Source organism: Verrucosispora sp. WMMD1129, assembly GCF_029581255.1.
GTDB classification, from domain to species: domain Bacteria; phylum Actinomycetota; class Actinomycetes; order Mycobacteriales; family Micromonosporaceae; genus Micromonospora; species Micromonospora sediminimaris.
In genome coordinates, this window is sequence record NZ_CP120741.1 from 1381494 (window position 1) to 1403262 (window position 21769).

At 72.3% G+C, this 21769-nt stretch carries 18 protein-coding genes; 8 read left to right on the forward strand and 10 right to left on the reverse strand.

The genetic code is table 11. The annotated features are described in order from the left end of the window. The first annotated feature begins 66 nt into the window (after positions 1–66). From O7624_RS06280 to O7624_RS06290, 3 genes are all read left to right on the forward strand, one after another. Positions 67–2205 carry an alpha-1,4-glucan--maltose-1-phosphate maltosyltransferase gene (locus O7624_RS06280; RefSeq protein ID WP_282239276.1) on the forward strand — a complete coding sequence of 713 codons (2139 nt, stop codon included), beginning with the start codon at positions 67–69 and terminating at the stop codon, positions 2203–2205. Further along, positions 2193–4295, forward strand: coding sequence for a 1,4-alpha-glucan branching protein GlgB (glgB, locus tag O7624_RS06285; protein WP_282239277.1), 2103 nt, complete (start codon positions 2193–2195; stop codon positions 4293–4295). The genes O7624_RS06280 and glgB overlap by 13 nt, the downstream gene beginning before the upstream one ends. Before the next feature lie 461 nt (positions 4296–4756). Further along, positions 4757–5293 (forward strand): hypothetical protein, encoded by a 537-nt coding sequence (locus O7624_RS06290; RefSeq protein ID WP_210935332.1) that lies wholly within the window; start codon positions 4757–4759, stop codon positions 5291–5293. 109 nt (positions 5294–5402) lie between these two features. On the opposite strand, the gene O7624_RS06295 is transcribed toward O7624_RS06290, so the two are convergent. Next, positions 5403–6443 (reverse strand): phosphatase domain-containing protein, encoded by a 1041-nt coding sequence (locus tag O7624_RS06295; RefSeq protein ID WP_282239278.1) that lies wholly within the window; start codon positions 6441–6443, stop codon positions 5403–5405. A 114-nt stretch (positions 6444–6557) separates the two neighbouring features. Between O7624_RS06295 and O7624_RS06300 the strand changes: the two genes are divergently transcribed. The 4 genes from O7624_RS06300 to O7624_RS06315 all read left to right on the forward strand — a co-directional run bounded on the left by O7624_RS06300 (position 6558) and on the right by O7624_RS06315 (position 10849). Then, positions 6558–8183: a hypothetical protein gene (locus tag O7624_RS06300; protein WP_282239279.1), complete on the forward strand. Its 1626-nt coding sequence runs from the start codon at positions 6558–6560 to the stop codon at positions 8181–8183. Positions 8184–8191: 8 nt separating this feature from the next. Next, the gene (gene yaaA, locus O7624_RS06305; RefSeq protein ID WP_282239280.1) at positions 8192–8986 is read left to right on the forward strand and encodes a peroxide stress protein YaaA; all 795 of its coding nucleotides are present in this window, start codon (positions 8192–8194) and stop codon (positions 8984–8986) included. 147 nt (positions 8987–9133) lie between these two features. Continuing rightward, positions 9134–9805, forward strand: a complete 672-nt coding sequence (locus tag O7624_RS06310; protein WP_282240562.1) for a hypothetical protein — start codon at positions 9134–9136, stop codon at positions 9803–9805. 81 nt (positions 9806–9886) lie between these two features. Next, positions 9887–10849 (forward strand): TAXI family TRAP transporter solute-binding subunit, encoded by a 963-nt coding sequence (locus O7624_RS06315; RefSeq protein ID WP_282239281.1) that lies wholly within the window; start codon positions 9887–9889, stop codon positions 10847–10849. A 10-nt stretch (positions 10850–10859) separates the two neighbouring features. Here O7624_RS06315 and O7624_RS06320 read toward each other — a convergent pair whose 3' ends face one another. The 8 genes from O7624_RS06320 to O7624_RS06355 all read right to left on the reverse strand — a co-directional run bounded on the left by O7624_RS06320 (position 10860) and on the right by O7624_RS06355 (position 19698). Then, complete coding sequence (locus tag O7624_RS06320) at positions 10860–11099, reverse strand: helix-turn-helix transcriptional regulator (protein WP_093403164.1); 240 nt, start codon at positions 11097–11099, stop codon at positions 10860–10862. Positions 11100–11114: 15 nt separating this feature from the next. Then, the gene (locus tag O7624_RS06325) at positions 11115–11966 is read right to left on the reverse strand and encodes an ABC transporter permease (RefSeq protein WP_282239282.1); all 852 of its coding nucleotides are present in this window, start codon (positions 11964–11966) and stop codon (positions 11115–11117) included. Further along, positions 11963–12934: an ABC transporter ATP-binding protein gene (locus tag O7624_RS06330; protein ID WP_282239283.1), complete on the reverse strand. Its 972-nt coding sequence runs from the start codon at positions 12932–12934 to the stop codon at positions 11963–11965. Before O7624_RS06330 ends, O7624_RS06325 begins: the two co-directional genes overlap by 4 nt. A gap of 90 nt (positions 12935–13024) precedes the next feature. Then, the gene (locus O7624_RS06335) at positions 13025–14479 is read right to left on the reverse strand and encodes a HAMP domain-containing sensor histidine kinase (RefSeq protein ID WP_282239284.1); all 1455 of its coding nucleotides are present in this window, start codon (positions 14477–14479) and stop codon (positions 13025–13027) included. A gap of 10 nt (positions 14480–14489) precedes the next feature. Next, entirely contained in the window at positions 14490–15146 is a 657-nt protein-coding gene (locus tag O7624_RS06340; protein WP_281561887.1) for a response regulator transcription factor, read from the reverse strand. Between the two features lie 93 nt (positions 15147–15239). Then, positions 15240–15551: a hypothetical protein gene (locus tag O7624_RS06345; protein ID WP_093403251.1), complete on the reverse strand. Its 312-nt coding sequence runs from the start codon at positions 15549–15551 to the stop codon at positions 15240–15242. Between the two features lie 115 nt (positions 15552–15666). Then, the gene (locus tag O7624_RS06350; protein ID WP_282239285.1) at positions 15667–17409 is read right to left on the reverse strand and encodes a CDP-glycerol glycerophosphotransferase family protein; all 1743 of its coding nucleotides are present in this window, start codon (positions 17407–17409) and stop codon (positions 15667–15669) included. A 129-nt stretch (positions 17410–17538) separates the two neighbouring features. After that, positions 17539–19698: a DUF6077 domain-containing protein gene (locus O7624_RS06355; protein ID WP_282239286.1), complete on the reverse strand. Its 2160-nt coding sequence runs from the start codon at positions 19696–19698 to the stop codon at positions 17539–17541. Positions 19699–19886: 188 nt separating this feature from the next. Here O7624_RS06355 and O7624_RS06360 point away from each other — a divergent pair, with 188 nt between their 5' ends. Then, positions 19887–20426 carry an acyltransferase gene (locus O7624_RS06360; protein WP_093403154.1) on the forward strand — a complete coding sequence of 180 codons (540 nt, stop codon included), beginning with the start codon at positions 19887–19889 and terminating at the stop codon, positions 20424–20426. A gap of 55 nt (positions 20427–20481) precedes the next feature. Here the strand turns inward: O7624_RS06360 and O7624_RS06365 are convergent, their stop codons facing one another. Beyond that, positions 20482–21765 (reverse strand): nucleotide sugar dehydrogenase, encoded by a 1284-nt coding sequence (locus O7624_RS06365; RefSeq protein WP_093403153.1) that lies wholly within the window; start codon positions 21763–21765, stop codon positions 20482–20484. Between the last annotated feature and the right edge of the window lie 4 nt (positions 21766–21769).

A 21769-nucleotide genomic window follows, 5' to 3' on the forward strand; every position in this document is an offset into this window, starting at 1 on the left:
GGATCAACGACGGGGGCAACCGCGGTCAGCCGCGCGCGAGGGGATCTCGGGCAGTAGGTTGGGGCGGTGAGCGGACGGTTCCCGATCGAAGACGTCTCCCCCGTCGTCTCCTGCGGTCGCTACCCGGCCCGTGCGGTGGTCGGCGAGGTGGTGCCGGTGTCGGCGCGTGCCTACCGCGAGGGGCACGACGCGCTCGGCTGCAACGTGGTGTGGCTCGGCCCGGACGGGGTGGCCCGCCCGTTCACCCGGATGCGTCCGGGTGAACCCGGCCAGGACCGGTGGCACGCCAGCGTCGTGCCGGACGCGGTGGGCGAGTGGATGTTCACCGTGGAGGCGTTCAGCGACCCCTACCTGACCTGGCACAACGCGGTCACCAAGAAGATCGCCGCCGGCCAGGGGCCGGCTGAGCTGGCCAACGACCTGGCCGAGGGCGTACGCGTGCTCACCGCGGCCACCAAGCTGGCGCCCAAGGCCGAGCGGGCCCGTCTCAAGAAGGCCGCGCAGGCCCTGGGTGACGCCAAACGGCAGTTGCCGCAGCGGGTCGGTCCGGCGCTGGAGCTGGCCGACCTGCTCTGGGAGCACCCGGTGCGTGAGCTGGTGACCACCGGCGAGGAGTACCGCCTCTGGGTGGACCGCGAGCGGGCCCTCTTCTCCGCCTGGTACGAGTTCTTCCCCCGCTCCGAGGGGGCGGTCCCGGCGACCGTCGACGCGCCGGCCCGTTCCGGCACCTTCGCCACCGCCACCGAGCGGCTGCCGGGTGTCGCGGCGATGGGCTTCGACGTGCTCTACCTGCCGCCGATCCACCCGATCGGTCGGGTCAACCGCAAGGGCCCGAACAACAGCCTGCTCGCCGGACCGGACGACGTGGGTTCGCCGTGGGCGATCGGCGCGGCCGAGGGCGGGCACGACGCCATCCACCCCGATCTGGGTACGCCTGAGGATTTCCGCGACTTCGTCGCCGCCGCCGCCGATCACGGCCTGGAGGTGGCGATGGACCTGGCGTTGCAGTGCGCCCCGGATCACCCGTGGGTGACCGAGCACCCGGAGTGGTTCACCACCCGGGCCGACGGCAGCATCGCGTACGCGGAGAACCCGCCGAAGAAGTACCAGGACATTAACCCGCTGAACTTCGACAACGATCCGGAGGGCATCCGCGCCGAGGTGCTGCGGGTGGTGCGGCACTGGGTCGGCGAGGGCGTGAAGATCTTCCGGGTGGACAATCCGCACACCAAGCCTGTCGACTTCTGGCACTGGCTGATCTGGGAGGTCAAGCGGGTCGACCCGGACGTGCTCTTCCTCGCCGAGGCGTTCACCCGGCCGGCGATGATGCACGGGCTGGCCAAGGTCGGCTTCACCCAGTCGTACACGTACTTCACCTGGCGGACCTCGGCCGCCGAGATGCGCGAGTACTGCACGGAGCTGGTGGCGGCGGCCGACTACATGCGGCCGAACTTCTGGCCCAACACGCCTGACATCCTGCACGCCTCCTTGCAGCACGGCGGACCGCCGATGTTCAAGATCCGTGCGGTGCTGGCCGCGCTGCTCTCCCCCTCCTGGGGCATGTACGCCGGCTACGAGCTGTTCGAGCACGTGGCGCGCCCGGGGGCGGAGGAGTACCTCGACAACGAGAAGTACGAGCTGCGGCCCCGGGACTGGGCCGGCGCCGAGGCGCGGGGCCGCTCGCTGGCACCGTTCATCGCCACCCTCAACCGGGTACGCCGGCAGAACCCGGCCCTGCGCCGGCTGCGCAACCTGGTCTTCCACGACATCGACAACCCGGCCCTGCTGTGCTGGTCCAAGCGCGATCCGGAGACCGGCAACACGGTGCTGGTGATCTGCTCGTTCGACTCGCACACCGTGCAGTGGGGCAACACCACCCTGGACATGCCGGCGCTGGGCCTGGACTGGCACGACCGGTTCACGGTGCACGACGAGCTGACCGGTGCCCGCTACGACTGGGGGCAGCGCAACGCGGTCCGGCTCGACCCGTACCTGCAACCCGCGCACGTGCTCACCCTGCGCCCGGTCGCTGCGGCGTCGCCGTCGACCGGCCCGGCCGCCGGCGGGGCGGCGGACGCCGGGTCGCCGGGTCAGGGCGGCACCGAACCGGTCACCCTGACCGTCCAGGACGTACCCGCCGACCTGTCGGGTGGCACCGCACCTACCGCTCCCGCCCAGAAGGACGACACCCGATGGACCAGCTGATTTCCGGGGAGATCCACGACCCGCACGCCGTGCTCGGCGCGCACCCGGCCGGCGGGCGTACGGTTATCCGCACCCTGCGTCGGGGCGCGGGCGACGTGAGCGTGCTGGTCGGCGAGGAGCGGCACCCGATGAAGCGGGTGCACGACGTCGGCGTCTTCGAGGCCGACGTGCCTGGCGAGGTGCTCGACTACCGGCTCGACGTCGACGGGGTGCGCAACGACGACCCGTACCGTTTCCCGCCGACCCTCGGCGAGTTGGACCTGCACCTAATCAGTGAGGGCCGGCACGAGCGGCTGTGGGAGGCACTCGGTGCCCGGGTGCTCGACGGCGGGGTGGCGTTCGCGGTGTGGGCGCCGAACGCCCGCGGCGTGCGGCTGGTCGGCGACCTCACCGGCTGGGCGCCGGATGACGGCTGGCCGATGCGCTCGCTCGGCTCGACCGGGGTGTGGGAGATCTTCGTGCCCGGAGCCACCGCCGGCAGCCGGTACAAGTACCGGGTGCTGGGCGCGGACGGGTACTGGCGGGACAAGGCCGACCCGCTCGCGGCGTACGCGGAGGTGCCGCCGGCCACCGCGTCGGTGGTGCACCTGTCGACGTTCGAGTGGTCGGACGCCCAGTGGCTGGACCGGCGGTCGCGGCGGCAGCCGCACCAGGAGCCGATGAGCGTGTACGAGGTGCACCTGGGCTCGTGGCGGCCCGGCCTGGGTTACCGGGAGCTGGCCGAGCAGTTGGTCGCGTACGTGGTGGAGCTGGGCTTCACCCACGTGGAGTTCCTGCCGGTGATGGAGCACCCGTTCGGCGGCTCGTGGGGCTACCAGGTGACCGGCTACTTCGCGCCGACGGCCCGGTTCGGCGACCCCGACGACTTCCGGTACCTGGTGGACCGGCTGCACGCCGCCGGGATCGGGGTGATCCTGGACTGGGTGCCGGCGCACTTCCCGAAGGACGAGTGGGCCCTGGCCCGTTTCGACGGCACGCCGCTCTACGAGCATCCCGATCCGCGCCGGGGTGAGCATCCCGACTGGGGCACCTACGTCTTCGACTTCGGTCGCCGGGAGGTGCGCAACTTCCTGGTCGCCAACGCGCTGTACTGGCTGGACGAGTTCCACGTCGACGGGCTGCGGGTGGACGCGGTCGCCTCGATGCTCTACCTGGACTACTCCCGCTCTGACGGGCAGTGGGCACCGAACGTGCACGGCGGCCGGGAGAACCTGGAAGCCATCGCGTTCATGCAGGAGGTCAACGCGACGGTCTACAAGCACCACGCCGGGGTGCTGATGATCGCCGAGGAGTCCACCGCCTGGCCGGGGGTGACCCGGGCGACGAGCGACGGCGGGCTCGGTTTCGGGTTCAAGTGGAACATGGGCTGGATGCACGACACCCTGCTCTACACCTCGAAGGACCCGATCTACCGGCAGCACCACCACCATCAGCTCACCTTCTCCCTGGCGTACGCCTGGAGCGAGAACTACACGCTGCCGATCAGCCATGACGAGGTGGTGCACGGCAAGGGCTCGCTGGCGAGCAAGATGCCCGGCGACACCTGGCAGCGGCTGGCGAACGTCCGCGCGCTGCTGGCGTACATGTGGGCGCACCCGGGCAAGCAGTTGTTGTTCATGGGCTGCGAGCTGGCCGACGACCGGGAGTGGAGCGAGGAACGCGGACTCGACTGGTACCTGCTGCATGATCCGGCGCGGGCCGGCGTGCAGCGCCTGGTGGGCGACCTGAACCGGGTGTACCGGGACACCCCGGCGCTGTGGGCGCAGGACACCTCCCCCGCCGGTTTCCGCTGGCTCGCCGGTGACGACGTCGCCAACAACACCATCTCGTTCGTCCGGATCGCGCCCGACGGGGCCACCCTGGTCTGTGTGGCCAACTTCTCCGCGCTGCCGCTTGAGGACTACCGGATCGGGTTGCCGGCCGCCGGCGCCTGGGCGGAGGTGCTCAACACCGACGCCCACCACTACGGCGGCTCGGGGGTGGGCAACCTCGGCACGGTGCACGCCGAGAACGTCCCCTGGCACGGCCAGCCCGCCTCGGTGGCGCTCCGTGTGCCGCCGCTGGGCGCCCTCTGGCTCCGCCCCGCCTGACACGCCCACTGCTCGCCCAGTGCCACGAGCGCGCCGGGGCGAACGGGCTCGCCGGCGCCTCGTCCCCTTATAGAAGCTTGTCAACGCTTCCGGCAACAGTAGCGCGGCGGCTGCGGCGACCACCAGCAAGAGGGCGACGGGGCGTAGACGGTGCTGACGTTCGCACCGGTCGCCTGGGCGGCCTTGGATGCGAGACCTTGGACAGTTTCCGTTCGGCGCGAACGGAAACTGTCCAAGATCTGGACCGGATACCGTAGCCCGCGCCGGGTTACCCGTTCAGGGCGGGCACGAGGCGTCCTCGAAGCCGTGGTGTCACCCGGCATGTTCATGTCTGAGTGACATCGCGCTTACTGGGCATAGAACAATCCGCCGGATCGGCACGTAGATCATCCGGACGGTGAACTTCGCCCGCCCCCGCGCCCGTACTCCCGGTTCCAGGTGGACGACGAGGCGGAGGATCAATGGCGAGCAGCAGGGGTACGGCCCGGGACCGGGGCGGCGAACCCTCGCCGGGGCAGCGGAGGGTCGCGGGGTTCGCGGCGGTCGGGGTGACCCTGGCGGTGGCCTTCGCGGTGGCCACCGGGACCAGTCAGGCCAGTGAGAACTGCGACGGACTGGACGCCGCCGTGGGCAACAATCTCGCGTTCATCGCCGACCAGTTGGTGTTCCCCGACGAGTTGACGGAGGCCCGGATCGCCAACCGGCAGGCGGTCATCGACCAGTTGGAGCAACGGCGCGCGGCGGCGGGCTGTACCGGCGAGGTCGAGGTGCCCGACGCGGATCCGAACGCGGCGCTCAACGGTGGCGCGGCGGAGAACTGCGCCGGCCTCGACGGCGCGGTCCGCAACAACCTCGCCTTCATCGACGGCCAGCGCCGCAACCCGGACGCGCAGTCCGAGGCGCGGATCGCCAACCGGCAGGCGGTCATCGACCTGCTCGAAGACCGGAGGACTCTGGCCGGTTGCACCGGCGAGGTCACGCTCACACCCGGCGGCTGACACCGCCGGACGGTGGGTGGGCTGGGCCGGGTGACCGGCTCCGCCCGCCTGCCGACCCGCTCCCCCGCCGACCCGGTCGGCAGACCGTCCGGGCGACACAAGGTTCAGCTCAGACCAGGCCCGCGTCGCGCAGCAGGGTCCACAGGCCGGCGCCGTCGGGGGCGGAGAGCCACTTCTGCCCCACCGGCCCCTCGGTGGGGTGGTCGTGCGGGACGGGCAGGCTGCCGGCGAGGACCGCCTGGGCGGGCGACAACCGGCGGATCGCCACCCCGGCGACGTTGTCCGGGTGAGCGGCGGCGAACTCGCGGTAGATCTCCTGGTCGTGCTGGCCGTCGTCACCGACGAGCAGCCAGCGCACGTCGGGGAACTCCTTGGCCAGCCGGGCCAGGGTGGCGCGCTTGTGCTCCCGGCCGCTGCGGAACCAGCGGTCGTGCGTCGGCCCCCAGTCGGTGAGCAGCAGCGCCCCGGCCGGGTAGAGGTGCCGGGACAGGAACCGGGTCAACGTCGGGGCGACGTTCCACGCGCCGGTGGACAGGTAGAACACCGGCGCGCCGGGGTGGGCGGTGACCAGCCGCTCGTAGAGCACCGCCATGCCGGGCACCGCGGCGCGGGCGTGCTCGTCCAGGACGAAGGTGTTCCACGCGGCGAGCAACGGCCGGGGCAGGGCGGTCACCATGACCGTGTCGTCGATGTCGGAGATGATGCCGAAGCGCACCTCCGGGTCGAGGATGCGCACCGGGGCCTCGACCGGCTCGGCGTCGGGCATGCTCAGCCGCACCGAACCCCAACCGGGTGGCAGGCCCGCCTCGACCACCGTGTCGACGAAGCCGCTCCGGTCGGCCCGCGCCTCGTGCACCACCCCGCCGGTCTCGATGGTCACGGTGACGTGCTTGGCCGGCAGGGTGGTGAAGCTGCGCCAGCCCCGGACCTTCTCCAGCCGGCCGCGCTGGCGGGTGTCCGGCCGCCCCAGCAACACCCGGCACATCACCCGTACCCAGCCGGGACCGCCGTAGCCGGTGTACGCGATGATGTTGGTCCGCCAGCCGGTTCGCCGCAGCCGGCGTTCCACCAGCGCATGCACGGCGTCCTCGATCCGCGCGGCCCGGTGCAGGTTCGGTATGGCCAGCTGGCCTGCGGGAGTCGGTGGCACGCCAGCAACCCTGCCACAGACCAGCCACCTCGGCCACGCGAGCTGAGCCGAACCGCCACGCCCGACGTCGCCGTCGTGACACACTCCGGTCGGGACGGCGACGGGGGCGAGGTCGTGCCACGAGCAGGGGCGGAACCAGGGCGACAGCGCGGGCGGTGGCGGCCACGGCTCGACCGGCCGGCGCTTGTCGCTCTGCTGCTCGGGATGCTCGGAGTCGGGTACCGGCTGGTCCTGGTGCTGACCACCGTGCCCGTCTCCAACAGCGACGAGGCGACCTTCGGGCTGGCCGCGCTGCACATCGCGCAGGGCCGCGAGCAGCCGATCTTCCTGTACGGCCAGCGGTACATGGGCACCCTGGAGTCGTACCTGGCCGCACCGCTGCTCGCGGTGACCGGGCCGAGCTGGCCGCTGCTGCGGTTGCCGGTGCTCGCGCTCTACGCGCTGTTCCTCTGGTTGATCCACCGGTTGACCCGGCGGATCTGCTCGCCGTGGTTCGCCACCGTCGTCGTCGGGTTGCTCGCGCTCGGCTCCGAGCGGGTCGTCCGGGACCAGGTGACCGCCGTCGGCGGGCGGCCGGAGGTCAAGGTGGCGGTGCTGGCGATGCTGCTGATCGTGGTGGCGCTGGCCCGAGGCACGGCACGGCACCGGGCGCTGGCCGTGGGCGGCTTCGGGCTGCTCGCCGGGGTGGCGCTCTGGTCGGACTGGCTGATCGTGCCGTACCTGGCGGTGGCCGGGCTGGCGTTGGCGTGGACGCTGCGCCGGGAACTGCTCGGCTGGTCGGGTCTGCTGTTGGTCGTCGGCTTCGCCGCCGGGCTCGCCCCGATGATCCGGGACAACCTGGTGGCTCCACCCGGGCAGGACTCCCTGTCGGTGCTGCGTGGGGTGAGCGGCGAGGACGGGCCGGCGCCGCCCTGGTCGCAACGGCTCGGCGGCGGGCTGCTGGAGGGCGTACCGCTGGCCGCCGGGCTCTGCCCGGTCGACGGTTGTCCCCGGTGGCAGGCGTGGTTCGGCCTGCTCTACCCGCTGCTGCTGGTGGCGGCGGCGACGCTCGCCGTGCTCGCGTACCGCCGAGGAACCGGGCGCGGCGAGCGGGTCGGCCCGGTCGTGCACCTCGCGCTGCTCGCGGGCGCGGCGCTGACCCTGCTGGCGTACGTACGCAGTCCGCTGGCGGCGACGGATTCGCTGGGCAACGCCCGCTACCTGTCGGTGCTGCAACTGTCGCTGCCGGCGGTGCTCTGGCCGTTGTGGGTGGCGGCGGTCGCCGCCCGACGGGGCACCGCCGGCGTGGTGGGCCGGGTGGCGGGTGCGGTGGCCACCGCCGTGCTGGCCGCGCTGGCCGCCGGTTCGCTTGTGGTGACCGTGCTCTTCGCCACCACCGGCGCGGCTCCCGGACGCACCGAGGAACGACAGGCCCGGGAGCTGGCCGACACGGTCCGCGCGGCCGGCCTGCGTGAGGTGTACGGCGAGTACTGGACCTGCAACCGGCTGATCTTCAACACCGACGAGGAGGTGGTCTGCGCAGTGGTCGACGGCAGGCTGCACCCCGGGCAGAACCGGTACCTGGCGTACTGGTGGCGGCTGGCGCGGGCGCAGCGGCCCGGGTACGTGCTGGCGGCCGACGCCCCGGCGGACCGGCGGCTGCGGGAACTGCTCGGCGACCGGGCCGGCGGGGCGCTGCTCGCCGAGATCGGTGGCTTCCGGGTGTACCACCCGCCGGAGCCGCTGCGACCGTGGCGTTAGAGTCACCCATGCTCATCCTGCTGCCGCCCTCGGAGGGCAAGGCCGAGGCCGGCTCGGGCCGCCGACTGGACCTGGACCGCCTCTCCCTGCCGGAGCTGAACCCACGGCGGGAGGAGGTGCTGTCCGCCCTGATCGCCCTCAGTGCCGGGCCTCCGGAGACGGCGCTGACCGCGCTCGGCCTCGGTGCCAGGCAGCACGGCGAGTTGCGACGCAATGCCCGGCTGCGGCAGGCCGCCACCGCACCCGCCGGCCGGATCTACACCGGCGTGCTCTACGAGGCCCTCGACCTGGCCAGCCTCCCTGCGACGGCGCAGCGGGCAGCCGGACGGCAGGTGCTGATCAGTTCCGGTCTGTGGGGCGCGGTACGGCTGACCGACCGGATCCCGCCGTACCGCTGCCCGATCGGTGCCCGGCTGCCCGGCGTCGGCGCCCTGCCGGCGCTGTGGCGGCAGGATCTGGGGGCCGCGCTGGCTGCGGCGGCCGGTCGCGGCCCGGTGCTGGATCTGCGTTCCGGGGCGTACGCGGCGGCCTGGACGCCGCGCGGCGAGCTGGCCGAGCGCACCCTCACCGTGCGGGTGCTGCATGAACGGGAGGTCGACGGCGTGCCGGTGCGCTCGGTGGTCAGCCACTTCAACAAGGCCACCAAGGGACGGTTGGTCCGGGACCTGCTGCTCGCCGGAGCCCGACCGCGTTCGGCGGCAGCGCTGGTGACGACGCTGCGGGACCTGAAGTACACGGTGTGCGAGCAGGCCACCGGGCCCGGCCGGCCACGTCAGGTCGACGTGATCGTTTCGGAGCTGTAACCAGACGCAAGATTTCCTCAAGGCTGGACCGGATCGGTACCACCGGTCGGTGTCGCGGGTCACCGTAAGAGAACCCCGACGCGACGAGGAGGCCCTCCGGTGGTTGCTGAACCGATCCTGCTCGACCGTTCCCGTCCGTCATCGGCCCTGCCGGCGTCCACCACACCGCCGTCGGCCCGGCCCCCGTCGGCACCGCCACCGCTGGACTGGACGACGCTTGCCGACGCCTTCGAGACGGCCTGCCTGCTGCGCTGCATGCCGCCGCCGGCGACCCCCGGGCACCGGCACGTCGGGCAGCAACCCGTCCGGCCGACGACTATCGAGTTCAACCGGGAGGAGGCGGCGCGGCGGACCCGGCAGCTGCTCGACCGTCTCGACATCCCGGTCCGGCACGAAGTGGCGGTCGGTGGGCTGCGCCGCCGGTACGAGCTGCACCGGCTGCACGTCGGGCGGGAGCACCGGCCGACGTACGCGGCGATCGTGGAGAACGGCTGGCGGCGTGGCCGGCGGGAGCTGCTCGGTGGTCCGGTGCCGGGCGCCTCGACGGCGCGACGGCTGTGGCGCACCCGGTTGGCCGCCGCCGCCTGGCGGGCCGCGCTGCTGGCCGGTGGCCGGCATGTCCGGCGGCACATCCTCGGGGTGCGGATCACCGACCGGGAACTCGGCGCGGTGCTGGTACGCGGCGCCGCCCTGCTGGACGTGCCGGCGCTGCTGCGTCCGAGCACCGGCTGCTTCCTGGTCAGTGTGGCGCACGGTCGGGATCGGGACCGGATCCTGCGGTACGCGGCGGAGGAGGCGGTGCAGCGGCCGGTGGCCTGACCGGCGGCCGACCGACGGCCGCACCTGCTCCGCCCTCCCCGGGGTTGCGTCATCGGGGTCCGGCGGCGCACAGTGCTGCCCGTGACCCGTACCCGGTATCCCGCCCGAGCCCGGTGGCGCGGCGCCCGCGTGGCGGTGGCGTTGACCCTGCTGCTGGCTCTGCCCGGCCTCGGCGGCTGCCGCGACGACCCGGGTGAGCCGGTGGTCATCCGGATCGCCACCGGCAGCCCCACCGCCGTCTACCACGCCTTCGGCTCGTCGCTGGCGGCCATCCTCAACCGGGAACTGCCGCAGGTGCGGGCGGAGGTGCTGGTCACCGCGGCCTCCGCGGAGAACGTGGAACTGCTCAACGCCGGTGCGGCCGAACTCGGCTTCACCCAGGCCGACGTGTTGCAGGCCGACCCGGGTCCGGACCCGCCGGTGGTGGCGGTCGCCCGGGTCTACGACGACCTGCTGCACCTGGTCACCACCGCCGACAGCCCGGTGCGGACCCTGACCGACCTGCGCGGCCGGCGGGTCTCGGTGGGCGCGGCCGGCTCGGGGACCAAGATCACGGTGGATCGGCTGTTGACCGCCGCCGGCCTCGACGACGCACAGGTACGGCAGGAACGGCTCGGCCTGGACGATTCGGTGGCCGCGCTGCGCGCCGGCCGGATCGACGCCTTCTTCTTCTCCGGCGGGCTGCCGGTACGCGCGGTCGCCCAGTTCGCCCAGGACACCCCCACCCGCATCGTCGACCTCGGCGAGTGGACCGCACGGCTGCGCCGGGGCAACCCCGAGGTGTACGTGCCGCGGGACATTCCCCGCTCGGTGTACGGCGTCGATCCGGTCACCACCGTGGCCAACCCGAACTACCTGGTGGTGCGGGCCAACCTGCCGGAGTCGCTGGTACGCGAGGTGACCCGGCTGCTGATGGAGCGCCGCTCCGAACTGGCCGAGGCGCACCCGGCGGCCGGCCGGATGAGTCCCCGCTCGGCCATCGCCACCTCACCGCTGCCCCTGCACCCCGGCGCCGTTGACTACTACCGGGCCAGCAAACCCTGACCGGGGCGGATCAGGCGGAGCGCGCGGGGTCGCCGAGGCGGGGGAACGGTTCGGTGGAGAAGACCACCTCCACCGGCACCTCGAAGTGCCGGGCGATGCGCAGCGCCAGGTGCAGGCTCGGGCTGAACTCGCCGCGTTCCAGGTAGCCGATGGTCTGGTAGTGGACGCCCAACGCCTCGGCCAGCTGACGGCGGGAGATGCCCCGCTCGGCCCGGAGCATGGCGATGCGGTTGTGGACGTGCTCACTCATCTCGACGGCCCATCCTCAGGTCACCCGCTGCATGGCCTTCTCGCGGCGGGCCGCCACGCTGGACCCGGACTCCCGGCGGGCCATCCGGCGCAGCACCACCGGTGCCAGCACCAGCCCGGCGACCGCCCAGCCGCCGAGCACCAGCAGGGTCTCCAGGTGTCGCCACGAATCGCCGAGCTCGACGGCGGCCATGGCCTCGGGCAGCAACGCCGACCGCATGCCGAGACCGAGCCAGTAGATCGGGAAGACCTGCGCGACGGCCTGCAACCAGCCGGGCATCGCGGTGATCGGGTAGAAGATGCCCGATGTCGCGATGAGTCCCATCATCGGCAGCATGATCAGCCCCATGTTCCGGGGGTTGGACAGCAGCGAGCCGAAGACCGCGCCGACCGGCATGGTCGCCACCATGCCGACCAGCATCACCCAGGCCAGGGTCAGCCAGGCGCCGATGCTGTCCAGCGCGAGGACGTCGAAGAGGAAGAGGCCCGGTACGAGCAGCAGGGCGACGCTGACGAGCGTCATCCCCGAGACCAGGGTGATCTTGCTGATCAGGTAGCCGAACATGCCGTTTGGGGTGGCCTTGGCCCGCAGCAGGGTGCCGTCCTCACGTTCCACGGTGAGGATCGACGCCATGCTGACCAGCCCGCCGAACGCCACGGTCATGCCGAGCGTGCTGGGCAGCGTCTGCGCGCCGAGCGAAAACTCGGTGCCCGGCACCTTGGCGCCCCGCAGGAAGAACATCACCACCAGCAGGACGACCGTCGGGAAGAGGTACCCCCAGAGGGTCTCCGCGTTGGTGAAGCTCTGCCGCAGCTCGATCCGGCCCCGGGACAGACCGGCCCGGGCGGCCACGACCAGTGGACTCATCGAGCCACCTCCTCGAACGCACGGGTCGCGCCGTCGGCGCGGCCGGACTCGTGCTCGCGTACCAACGTCATGTAGGTGTCCTCCAGGCTGGCCCGGCGCACCTCAAGGTCGGCGATGTCCTCGCCGTGCTGGGCGAACAGCTCCCGCACGAAGCCGGTCGCGTCGGCGGTGGCGTGCACGAACCGTGTCCCGCCCTGGCTCCAGCGCACCTCGGCGTCGGCGGAGATGCGGCGGGACAACTCGTCGGCGGACCCGCTGGCGATGATGCGGCCACCGGCCAGGATGAGGATCCGGTCGGCCAGCTTCTCCGCCTCGTCCAGGTCATGGGTGGTGAGCAGGATGGTGGTGTCGTCGATGTCGGTGAGCCGGTGCACCAGGTCGTGGAACTCGCGGCGGGCGGACGGGTCGAACCCGGCGGTCGGCTCGTCGAGGAAGAGCACCTCGGGCCGGCCGACGATGCCGATCGCCACGTCCACCCGGCGTCGTTGGCCACCGGAGAGCTGACCGACCTTCTTGTGCGCGTGCTCGGCTAGCCCGACCACCTGGATCAGCTCGTCAATGTCCCATGGCCGGCTGATCCGCCCGGTCGAGTAGGGCGCGTAGTAGGAGCCGAGGTGCGTCAGCAGCTCCCGCACCCGCCATCGGCCGTGGTCGCGCCAGGACTGGAGCACCACGCCGAGTCGGGACCGCCACCGCTCGTCGCCGCGCGCCGGGTCGGTCCCCAGCACCTCGACCCGGCCGCCGGAGCGCATCCGGAAGCCTTCCAGGATCTCGATTGTGGTCGTCTTGCCGGCGCCGTTCGGGCCCAGCAGGGCCAGCACCTCGCCGCGCCGTGCGCGGAACGACACACCGGTGAGCACGTCGGTCGAGCCGTACCGCATCCGCAGGTCGTGCACGTCCAGGGTGATGCCCCGGTCGGTCGGCGACCCGGTGCTGGTCGGGGTTTCCGCCCCGGCGCTGACAACCATGGACCACCACCTCCGTATGATCTGTGCGCTGAAAGATAGCACTCATACTACAGATCGGAGCAAACCTCGGCTGCCCCGGACCAGCCGTGCTCAGGCCGCTGCTGGTGCGGACGACGCCGGATCGGTGGCTGCCAGTGGGCCGGCCGCGGGATCCGGGCCGGCGGGTTCGGCCGGCTCCGCCGGCTGCGGAAACCACAGCGCGGCGACCAGGCCACGCGGCGAGTTCGGGTGCATGGTGAGCCGGCCGTCGGAGGCGTCGACAAGCACGGCGGCGATGGTCAGGCCCAACCCGGCGCCGTCGACGTTCTGCACCTCCGGCGCCCGCCAGAACCGTTCGGTGGCCCGGCCGAGTTGGCTGCGGGTCATCCCCGGGCCGGTGTCGCGTACCTCAAGGGTCGTCCCACCGTCGCGGGCCGCGACGGTCACCGTCACCTCGCCGCCCGCGCCGCTGAACTTCACCGCGTTGTCGATAAGGGCATCGAGGGCCTGGTCGATGGCGGTCGGCACGGTACGGGCGTACACCGGGCCGGGACCGGCCGCCAGCCGTAGGGTGACCGACCGGTGGCGGGCCAGCGGCTCCCAGGCCGCGACCCGGGACTCGGCCGCCGCCGTCGCGTCGACGGTGACCCGCTGGTTCTCGCGGCGTTCCGCGCGGGCGAGGGTGAGCAACGCGTCCAGCAGCAGGGCGAGCCGGTCGGTCTCCTCCAACGCCAGCCGGTGTTCGACGCGGCCCTGCTCGTCGGTGACGCTCGGCCCCAACTCCTCCACCCGCAGCCGCAGCGCGGTCAACGGATTACGGAGCTGGTGGCTGGCGTGCGCGACGAACGCACGCTGCCGGTCCATCACGTCGGAGACGACGTCCGCCATGTGGTTGAAGCTCTTCGCCAGGCGGCGCAGTTCGGGCGGCCCCAGCCGGTGCTGCACGCGGGCACCGCGGTCGCCCTCGGCGATCTCGTGGGTGACCGCGTCCAACTCGGTGACCGGACGCAGCACCCAGCCGGCCAGCCCGAACGCGGTGAGCACGCAGGCCAGCACGGCGAGCAGACCCAGCGCGGCGACGAGCGTCCACCAGGTGGCGACGGTACGCCGGACCCCGTCGGCCGGGGTGGCGGTGACCACCGCGCCGAGCACCTCGCCGCCGTCGTTGATCGGCACCGCCACCACGATCGGCCCGTCGACCCACGGCCAGACCGAGTCGGGCCCGCTCGCCTGCTGCCCGGACAGCGCGACGTCCAACGCCTCCCGGGTACCCGGGGCCGGTCGCCAGCTCGCCGAGGCCACCACCTCCCGCCGGTCCCGGTCCACCACCGCCGCCCCGATGCCGTACAGCTCGTCGTAGCTGCCCAGCTCGTGGTCGAGTGGACCGGGCGCGCCGTCGCGCAACGCCGGCCCGGCCAGCGACGCGAAGCGGGTGGCGTCGGCGAGCCGGTCGGCGCGTACCCGGTCGGTCTCCCGAGTGGTCAGCGTCACCGCCAGCGGCGTACCCAGCGCCACCACCACCAGCACCATCAGCAGCAGATAGCTGATCACAAGCCGCCGTCGCACCCTGGGCTCCTCACTCGCCCCGGAGCCGGTAACCGACGCCTCGGACGGTCTCCACCAGACGCGGGTCGCCGAGCTTGCCGCGCAGCGAACCGACGTGCACCTCGACAGTGTGCCGATCGGTGAAGGTGGTGCCCCAGGCGTCGAGCAGGATCCGGTCGCGGGGCACCGCGACGCCGGGTTGCCGGGCCAGGGAGAGCAGGACGTCGAACTCCTTGCGGGTCAGCGACACCGGCCGCCCGGCCACCGCGACGGTGCGGGCCGCCACGTCGATGTAGACCGGCCCGACCTCGATCAGGTTGCGTTCCGGTGCCGCGTGCGAGGCCCGCCGCAGCACCGCCTCGATGCGAGCCTGGAGTTCCACCATCGAGAAGGGCTTGACCACGTAGTCGTCCGCGCCGAGCCGAAGGCCGAGCACCCGGTCGCGCTCCTCACCGCGCGCTGTCACCGCGATGATGCCGAGCTGGTTGCTGCGCCGTCGCAACTGCCGGCACAGGTCGGTCCCGTCGCCGTCGGGCAGGGTGAGATCGAGCAGCACCAGGTCACAGGGGGCAGCGGAGAGCGCGGCGGCGACGGTGGCGGCGTGCTCCACCTCGTACCCGCGTCGGGTCAGCGCCGACGACAGGGCGGCGGCCACCCGTCGGTCGTCCTCGACCAGCAGGATGCGCACCCGGCCTCCCCGTTCGGTCTGCTCAACTGCGCTAGATGGTGGCAGACGAGCGGCCGGGTGGACAGGCCCGGGGGCCTCGGGCGGCTCAGTCGGTCAGAGGCCGAAGGTTTCGTCGGAGGTGCCGTCGCGCACCCCGTCCACGAAGCCCTTGAATCCGGGGTCCTCGTGGCTGGCCGGCACGGTGGCGACGACCTCGCCGGTGGCCTCGGTGACCGCGTCGATCAACGGCGCGAAGTCGATCTCGGCGTCGGCGAGGGTGTCGTCGTCGGCCTCCGCCAGGTTGATCACGTGCTGCACGTCCTCCGATGGCGTGTCGGGATCGTCGGCCCAGTCGGCACCGGCGCGGTAGCACTCGTCGTAGAGCGCGCGCTGGCTGTCGGTCCAGTCCTCGTGATAGCTCTCCATGCCCATCCCCTCGCCCGGCGGCCTGCCCTTCGAGCATGCCCGCCGGGGCGGCGGACCGGGCCGGTACCGGACAAAACCCGGGCTCAAGGCCGCGGGACCAGGGCACCTTGCGGCGTCAGCGGCAGAGCCGGCCGACCTCCTCGGCGAACCGGTCCATCGGGTCGGCGTCGGTCGGGCCGAGCAGGTAGGTCTTCAGCTCCCGGCGGGCCTCGGTCATCGGGTCGTCGCCCGCCCGGGTGACCGCCACGATCTTCCCCAGTTCCCCGCAGTCGGCGGCCAGCAGGTACGCCGCCCGAGCGGTCGGGAAGGTGCGACGGAACTCGTCCTCGGGCAGCCCGGCGGGGTTGGTCACCACGTACGGCCGTTGGCTCTGCACGAAGTCGGACACCACGCTGGACACGTCGCTGACCAGCAGGTCGGTCTGGTCGAAGCAGTCGAACAGCGCGGGCACCCGCCCGGTGACGACCCGGTGCGCCGGTCCGTCCAGGGTGCTCGCGTCGATCAGGCCACCGGCGGCCCGGATGCGCTGCACGATCCGCTCGTGCGCCGCCCGGACCCGCCCCGACCGGCTCCCGGTCAGCGGGTGCGGCTTGTAGATCAGTCGGACCTCCGGCCGGAGTGCCAGCAGTTCGGCGACGAGCTGCTCCCCCATCAGCAGCACCGAGGTGTGGAACGGGTCGTCGGCGAGCCAACCCTCCCAGGTGGGCGCGTAGAGCACGGTGAAGGGACGTTCGGCAGACCCACCGGTGGTACGCAGGCCGGCCAGTTGCGGCCGACCGATCTCCACCACGTTCCCGTCGCGTACGCCGGTCCCGGCCCGGGCGAGGCGTTCCCGGCCGGCCGGCCCGGCGACCCAGACCTCGTCGTAGACCTTGCAGAACGGGTTGACGCTGGCGGCCTTGTCGCTGTCGCCGTGCCCGACGAAGACGTGCTTCATCCCGGGCTCCCGCAGCATGTGGATGTTCTCCCCGGCGTTGGCGGGATACAACGCCACCCGGACGCCTGTCTTGCCGAGATTCATGAAATCCGCACCGGGCGGGACGCAGACCACCGGCAGCCGGGTGTCGGCCAGCTCCGCCAGGGCCTCCCGGTTACGCAGGAAGACCACCGTCGGCCGGTCCAGCGCCTCGACCGGGGCGAGCCACATGTTCGCCTGGTAGACGTCCTTACCCGGGCCGGCGAAGTAGAGCGCGACCTCCGGTCGGTGGCTGTCGAGCCACCGCTGCACCGCCGACAGGCGGGCGCCGTGCCCGGCGCCCCGGCCCCGCAGCCAGATCGACGCGACAGTTGCGCCCACCACCGCGGCCAGCCCGACGGCGATCACGCCGGCCAGGTGAACGGGTGTCACCGTGTCGGCCAGCGCCGCGGCCACCGCCGCTGGCACGAGCAACACGTTCACCCAGGGCAGCCGATCCCCGCTGAGGGCAGCGGCCCACCGGGGCAGCGGCGGCCCACCGAGCCGGCCCAGGTCGATGTTGCGCACCATCGAACCGCCGGGACTGCGCCGGTCGATGATGCGCTCGAACGCCCCGGCGAAGACGGCGATCACCCACACCAGGGCGGGCAGCAGAAGCAGCAGGGTCAATGCGCCGCCGGCCGGGCTCACCTGGGCGACGACCAGCAGCACGACCGACACGTCGCGGGCCAGCTGCCGGTAGCCCAGGCCGAGGCCGGCCTTCTCCATCAGGGTCGCGGTGGCCGGCGACCACCGCTGCACGGCGACCTCGCCGAGCACCGCCGCCAGTGCGGCAACCACGAACCCGGCGACCTGGCCGAACGCGCCGCCGACGAGCAGGAGCAGGTACGCCCCCACCAGCAGGGCCCCACGCGCCGCCACACCGACGCGCCCAGTCAACATGCTCAACAAGGGACGGCTCTCCCTACCGCGATCGACGGCCGGCAGCCCCGGCGGCGCCGAACGCCACGTCCCGGCGTCAGCGCAGCTGCGACCTTAACGCGAGACATCGACGCAGTGACGTCCGGGTGCCTACCCACGACGCAGGCAGGTGACGGCGTTCGGGTGCACGGGCGGATCGGCCTTCCGCCTGGCGAACGTGGTGTAGCCGAACCCTTCACCGGTCTGCCGGGCGTACCGGTTCTGGCTGTAGACGCAGATCGTGCCCACGTCCAACCGCTCCAGCGCGGCGCCCACCTCCTCGGCGGAGGGCCGCTGGGCGGCCGGGCCACCGTTGGCGAACCGGGTCAGCAACAACCGGTCCTGGGAGAACTGCGAGTTGATGTCGTACTCGATCAGGAAGAAGTCACGCGGCAGAACCACCCGCGCCTCGGTGGTCAGCAACGGGATGGCCCGCATGATGCTCTCCGGGGCCAGCACCAGACCGTCCGGTCGGTCGAGGCCCACGACGAACCTCGCGATGGCCAGCTGCTTCGTGCGGATCTTCCAGGTCGGCCTGTCGTGCACCAGCACCCCGCTGCGCTCGTCCCACATCGGCACGGCGTAGCCGGCGAACGAGCCCACCATCACGGCGGCCAGCACCACACCGGCCAGCGCCCGTACGGCAGGCAGCCGGGTCGGCAGCCAGACCGTGCACAGCAGACCGATCAGCGCCGGCAGGGCGAACAGCCACGACACCCGCCACAGCACCACGGAGATGCCGGTGAGCGCACTGAGCCACTCCAGTACGCCGGGCACCAGCAGCACGCTCAGGGTGACCGTACCGCCGGCCGCCAGCAGCGCCGGGCTGCGGCGGCGGGCCAGCAGCGGGCCGCACCACAGCGCGAGTCCGCCGATCACGCCGACGATGCCGATCTCGAATGTCCGGCGGTAGGTGTGCGCGGCGTCGTAGAAGTTGACGTCGGCGGCGGCCTCGTTGGCCGACCCGAGGATCAGCTGGCTGATCACCACCGCTCCGATCGGATAGGTAAGCGCGGCCGCGCCGACGGCGAGCGCCGACTTCCAGCGGCCCACCAGCAGCATCATCAGGGCCGCCCCGCCCACCAGCAGCGGCAGGACGATCGCCGCCGTGGTGGTGAGCCCGGTCGCGGTGATCGACAGCGCGGCGATCAGCAGCAGCACCTGCCGGGACCGGTCGTCGAACCAGCGGGTGAGATAGAGCCACATCAGCGGCACGACCGCCGAGACGAACATGCCCTTGCCCTGGTAGAGCCGGGGCAGGTGGAAGTTGCCCAAAGCGGCGTCCGGGCCGCAGACCAGGGCGAGGAAGGCGATGGCCACGGTGAAGGCGAGCACCGGACGTCGGGGCGCCCAGCGCTGCACCAGCCGCCAGAGCGCCAGCACGGCGAGCACCGCCAGGAGCGGCAGCAGCAGGTACCAGGTCGCCGACGCGGCGGAGATGCCGAGGAACCGGGCGAGCGCGCCGGCCAGCACCTCGATGCTGGCGATCGGAGGTTGGGACGCCATCGCCGGCAGGACGTTCTCGCTGAACAGGAAGTCGTTGAGCGGAACGTTGTCGCGTTCCGCGACCCAGACCGATCGACCCACGTAGTAAATGTCGTCCGGGGTGTTGCGGGCCAGGAAGAGGGAGGCGGCAGCGGCCCCACCGGCGACCAGCAACGCGTACGCCGACTGCCAGGCGGTCGGTGCCGGGGGCCGGGTCGCCGCAGTGTCCCGCCAGGTCCGCCAGGTCCGCCGGGTCAGCAGCACCAGACCCGTGGCCGCCACGATCCCGGCCGAGGCCGGCACCCACCAGGACAGTTCTGCGCCGGCCGGCGTACCGGCCAGCCCGGCGGTGATCGCCGCGACGGTGCCGAAGACCAGTACCAGTGCCGTCCAGCTGCGCCGGACGACCGCTGCCCGGCCGGTGCGTCCCGCCGCCGGTTCGACGTCGGAGGCCGGACCCGCGCCTGCCACATCCGGCGCACCGCCCGCGGTGTCCGGCGCGCCGACGCGTCGGTGACGCCATCGGGTCAGCGCGATGAGCAGGAGCAACGCCAGGCTGGCCGCCAACCAGACCCGGAACGTCCACGACGGGGCGAGGCCGAGCGGGAGCGCGGCGTGGTACAGCAGCGTCCAGAGCGCGAACACCAGGACGGCGCCGTCGGTCAGTGCCGCGGGCAGCCCGGCGACGACCGCCCCGACCCGGCTCGCGACGAGCCACGACCGGCCGGACGCGGGAGCGGTCGGTTCGTCGATCGCCGCCGAGGGTGCGGCAGCCTGGTCGGTCATCGACACGGGGCGTCCTTGTCGTCGTACGGGCGGGTCCGGCTCGGCACGTTCGCGGCGCATGCTCGGCCGGTGCTGCGAGCGGATCGCCAAGCAGCGTAATCGGAGTCGGGCGCAGGCCCGGTCATCACACGGCCCGGTATGCTGCGCCGAGTTCCGCCAGACCGTGCACACCCGATGGGATCTGAAGGTTGACTGACAAGAACTCCCCCTCCGTCTTCGTCCATCCCACCGCCGACGTCGAGCAGGGGGCCACGGTCGGCGACGGGACCAAGGTGTGGCATCTGGCCCACATCCGATCGTCGGCCCGGGTCGGTGCCGGCTGCGTCATCGGTCGTAACGTCTATGTCGACGCGGGCGTGACGATCGGCGACCTCGTGAAGATCCAGAACAATGTCTCCGTCTACCAGGGGGTGCTCCTGGAGGACGAGGTTTTCGTCGGCCCGTGTGCGGTCTTCACCAATGACTTCCGTCCCCGCGCCCAGAACCCGGACTGGAAGATCACTCCCACGGTGGTGCGCCGGGGCGCCTCGATCGGCGCGAACGCCACCCTGGTCTGCGGCATCGAGGTCGGTGAGTACGCGATGATCGCCGCCGGTTCGGTGGTCACCCGGGACGTGGCGCCCTACCAACTGGTCGCGGGCAACCCGGCCCGGCCCAAGGGCTGGGTCGACGAGCGGGGCGAGGTCGTCTCACGGGACCTGGACAACCCGCCCCGACGGGATCACTGACCCGGTTACGACCGGGGCCCGAGCGGTAGCCGCCGGGCCCCGGGAGACGGCTCGTTCAGCCCCCGATGACCACCCGGCGGACGCCCGTCCACCGGGCTGCTTCGGTGACCCGTCGTCCGTCGACCAGCACCGTCACGCCGGGCAGATCGGCGGGGCCGAGCGTCCGGTACTCGACGTGGTCGGCCTGGATGACGGCGGCGCTGACCGGCTCACCGTGATAGCCCGGCAGGCCGTGCGCCACAAGTTCCTCGTTTGTGTACATCGGGTCGCTGACGTACGGCTTCGCGCCCCGCCGACGCAGCGCCTCCACGGTCGGGAAGACACCGGAAAAGGCGGTCTCCTTCACGCCGCCCCGGTAGGCGGCGCCGAGCACCAGCACACCGACGTCGGTCAGGTCGCCGTACGCGGCGGCCAGCAGGTCGACGGCGTACTCCGGCATGGCGACGTTGGCCTCCCGGGCCGAGCGCACCACGGTGGCCGCCGGGTCGTTCCACAGGTACATCCGTGGGTAGACCGGGATGCAGTGCCCGCCGACCGCGATGCCCGGGGAGTGGATGTGGCTGTACGGCTGGGTGTTGCACGCCTCGATCACCTTGATGACGTCGACGCCCACCGTGTCGGCGAACCTGGCGAACTGGTTCGCCAGGCCGATGTTGACGTCCCGGTACGTCGTCTCGGCCAGCTTGGCCAGCTCAGACGCCTCGGCCGAGCCCAGGTCCCAGACGCCGTTCGGGCGGTTCAGATCGGGCCGCTCGTCGAAGTCCAGCACCGCCTCGTAGAAGCGCACCCCGTGCTCACCGGACGCCTCGTCGATGCCGCCGACCAGCTTCGGGTACCGGCGCAGGTCGGCGAAGACCCGGCCGGTGAGCACCCGCTCCGGGCTGAAGACCAGGTGGAAGTCCGTACCGGCGGTGAGCCCGGAACCCGCCTCCAGCATGGGTGCCCACCGGCCCCGGGTGGTGCCGACCGGCAGGGTGGTCTCGTAGCTGACGAGGGTGCCCGGCTTGAGACCGGCGGCGATCGCCCGGGTGGCGTCGTCCATCCAGCCGAAGTCCGGTACGCCGTCGGCGTCGACGAAGAGCGGCACGACAACCACGACCGCCTCGGAGGCGGCCACCGCGGCGGTGGTGTCGGTGGTCGCCGACAGCAGGCCGGCGGCCACCACCTCCTTGAGCTTGACGTCCAGGTCCGTCTCGCCCGGAAACGGCACGGCCCCGTCGTTGACCAGTTCGACGACCCGCTCGGAGACGTCGGCACCGACCACCCGGTGTCCCTTCGAGGCGAACTGCACGGCCAGCGGCAGACCGATCTTCCCGAGGGCGACGACGCAGATGTTCATGGGA

Excerpts from the sequence above, each read along its gene's own strand:
- glgB (WP_282239277.1), top strand. The coding sequence starts at position 2,193 with ATGGACCAGCTGATTTCCGGGGAGATCCACGACCCGCACGCCGTGCTC.
- O7624_RS06290 (WP_210935332.1), top strand. The coding sequence starts at position 4,757 with ATGGCGAGCAGCAGGGGTACGGCCCGGGACCGGGGCGGCGAACCCTCG.
- yaaA (WP_282239280.1), top strand. The coding sequence starts at position 8,192 with ATGCTCATCCTGCTGCCGCCCTCGGAGGGCAAGGCCGAGGCCGGCTCG.
- O7624_RS06320 (WP_093403164.1), bottom strand. The coding sequence starts at position 11,099 with ATGAGTGAGCACGTCCACAACCGCATCGCCATGCTCCGGGCCGAGCGG.
- O7624_RS06325 (WP_282239282.1), bottom strand. The coding sequence starts at position 11,966 with ATGAGTCCACTGGTCGTGGCCGCCCGGGCCGGTCTGTCCCGGGGCCGG.
- O7624_RS06330 (WP_282239283.1), bottom strand. The coding sequence starts at position 12,934 with ATGGTTGTCAGCGCCGGGGCGGAAACCCCGACCAGCACCGGGTCGCCG.
- O7624_RS06345 (WP_093403251.1), bottom strand. The coding sequence starts at position 15,551 with ATGGAGAGCTATCACGAGGACTGGACCGACAGCCAGCGCGCGCTCTAC.
- O7624_RS06350 (WP_282239285.1), bottom strand. The coding sequence starts at position 17,409 with ATGTTGACTGGGCGCGTCGGTGTGGCGGCGCGTGGGGCCCTGCTGGTG.
- O7624_RS06355 (WP_282239286.1), bottom strand. The coding sequence starts at position 19,698 with ATGACCGACCAGGCTGCCGCACCCTCGGCGGCGATCGACGAACCGACC.
- O7624_RS06365 (WP_093403153.1), bottom strand. The coding sequence starts at position 21,765 with ATGAACATCTGCGTCGTCGCCCTCGGGAAGATCGGTCTGCCGCTGGCC.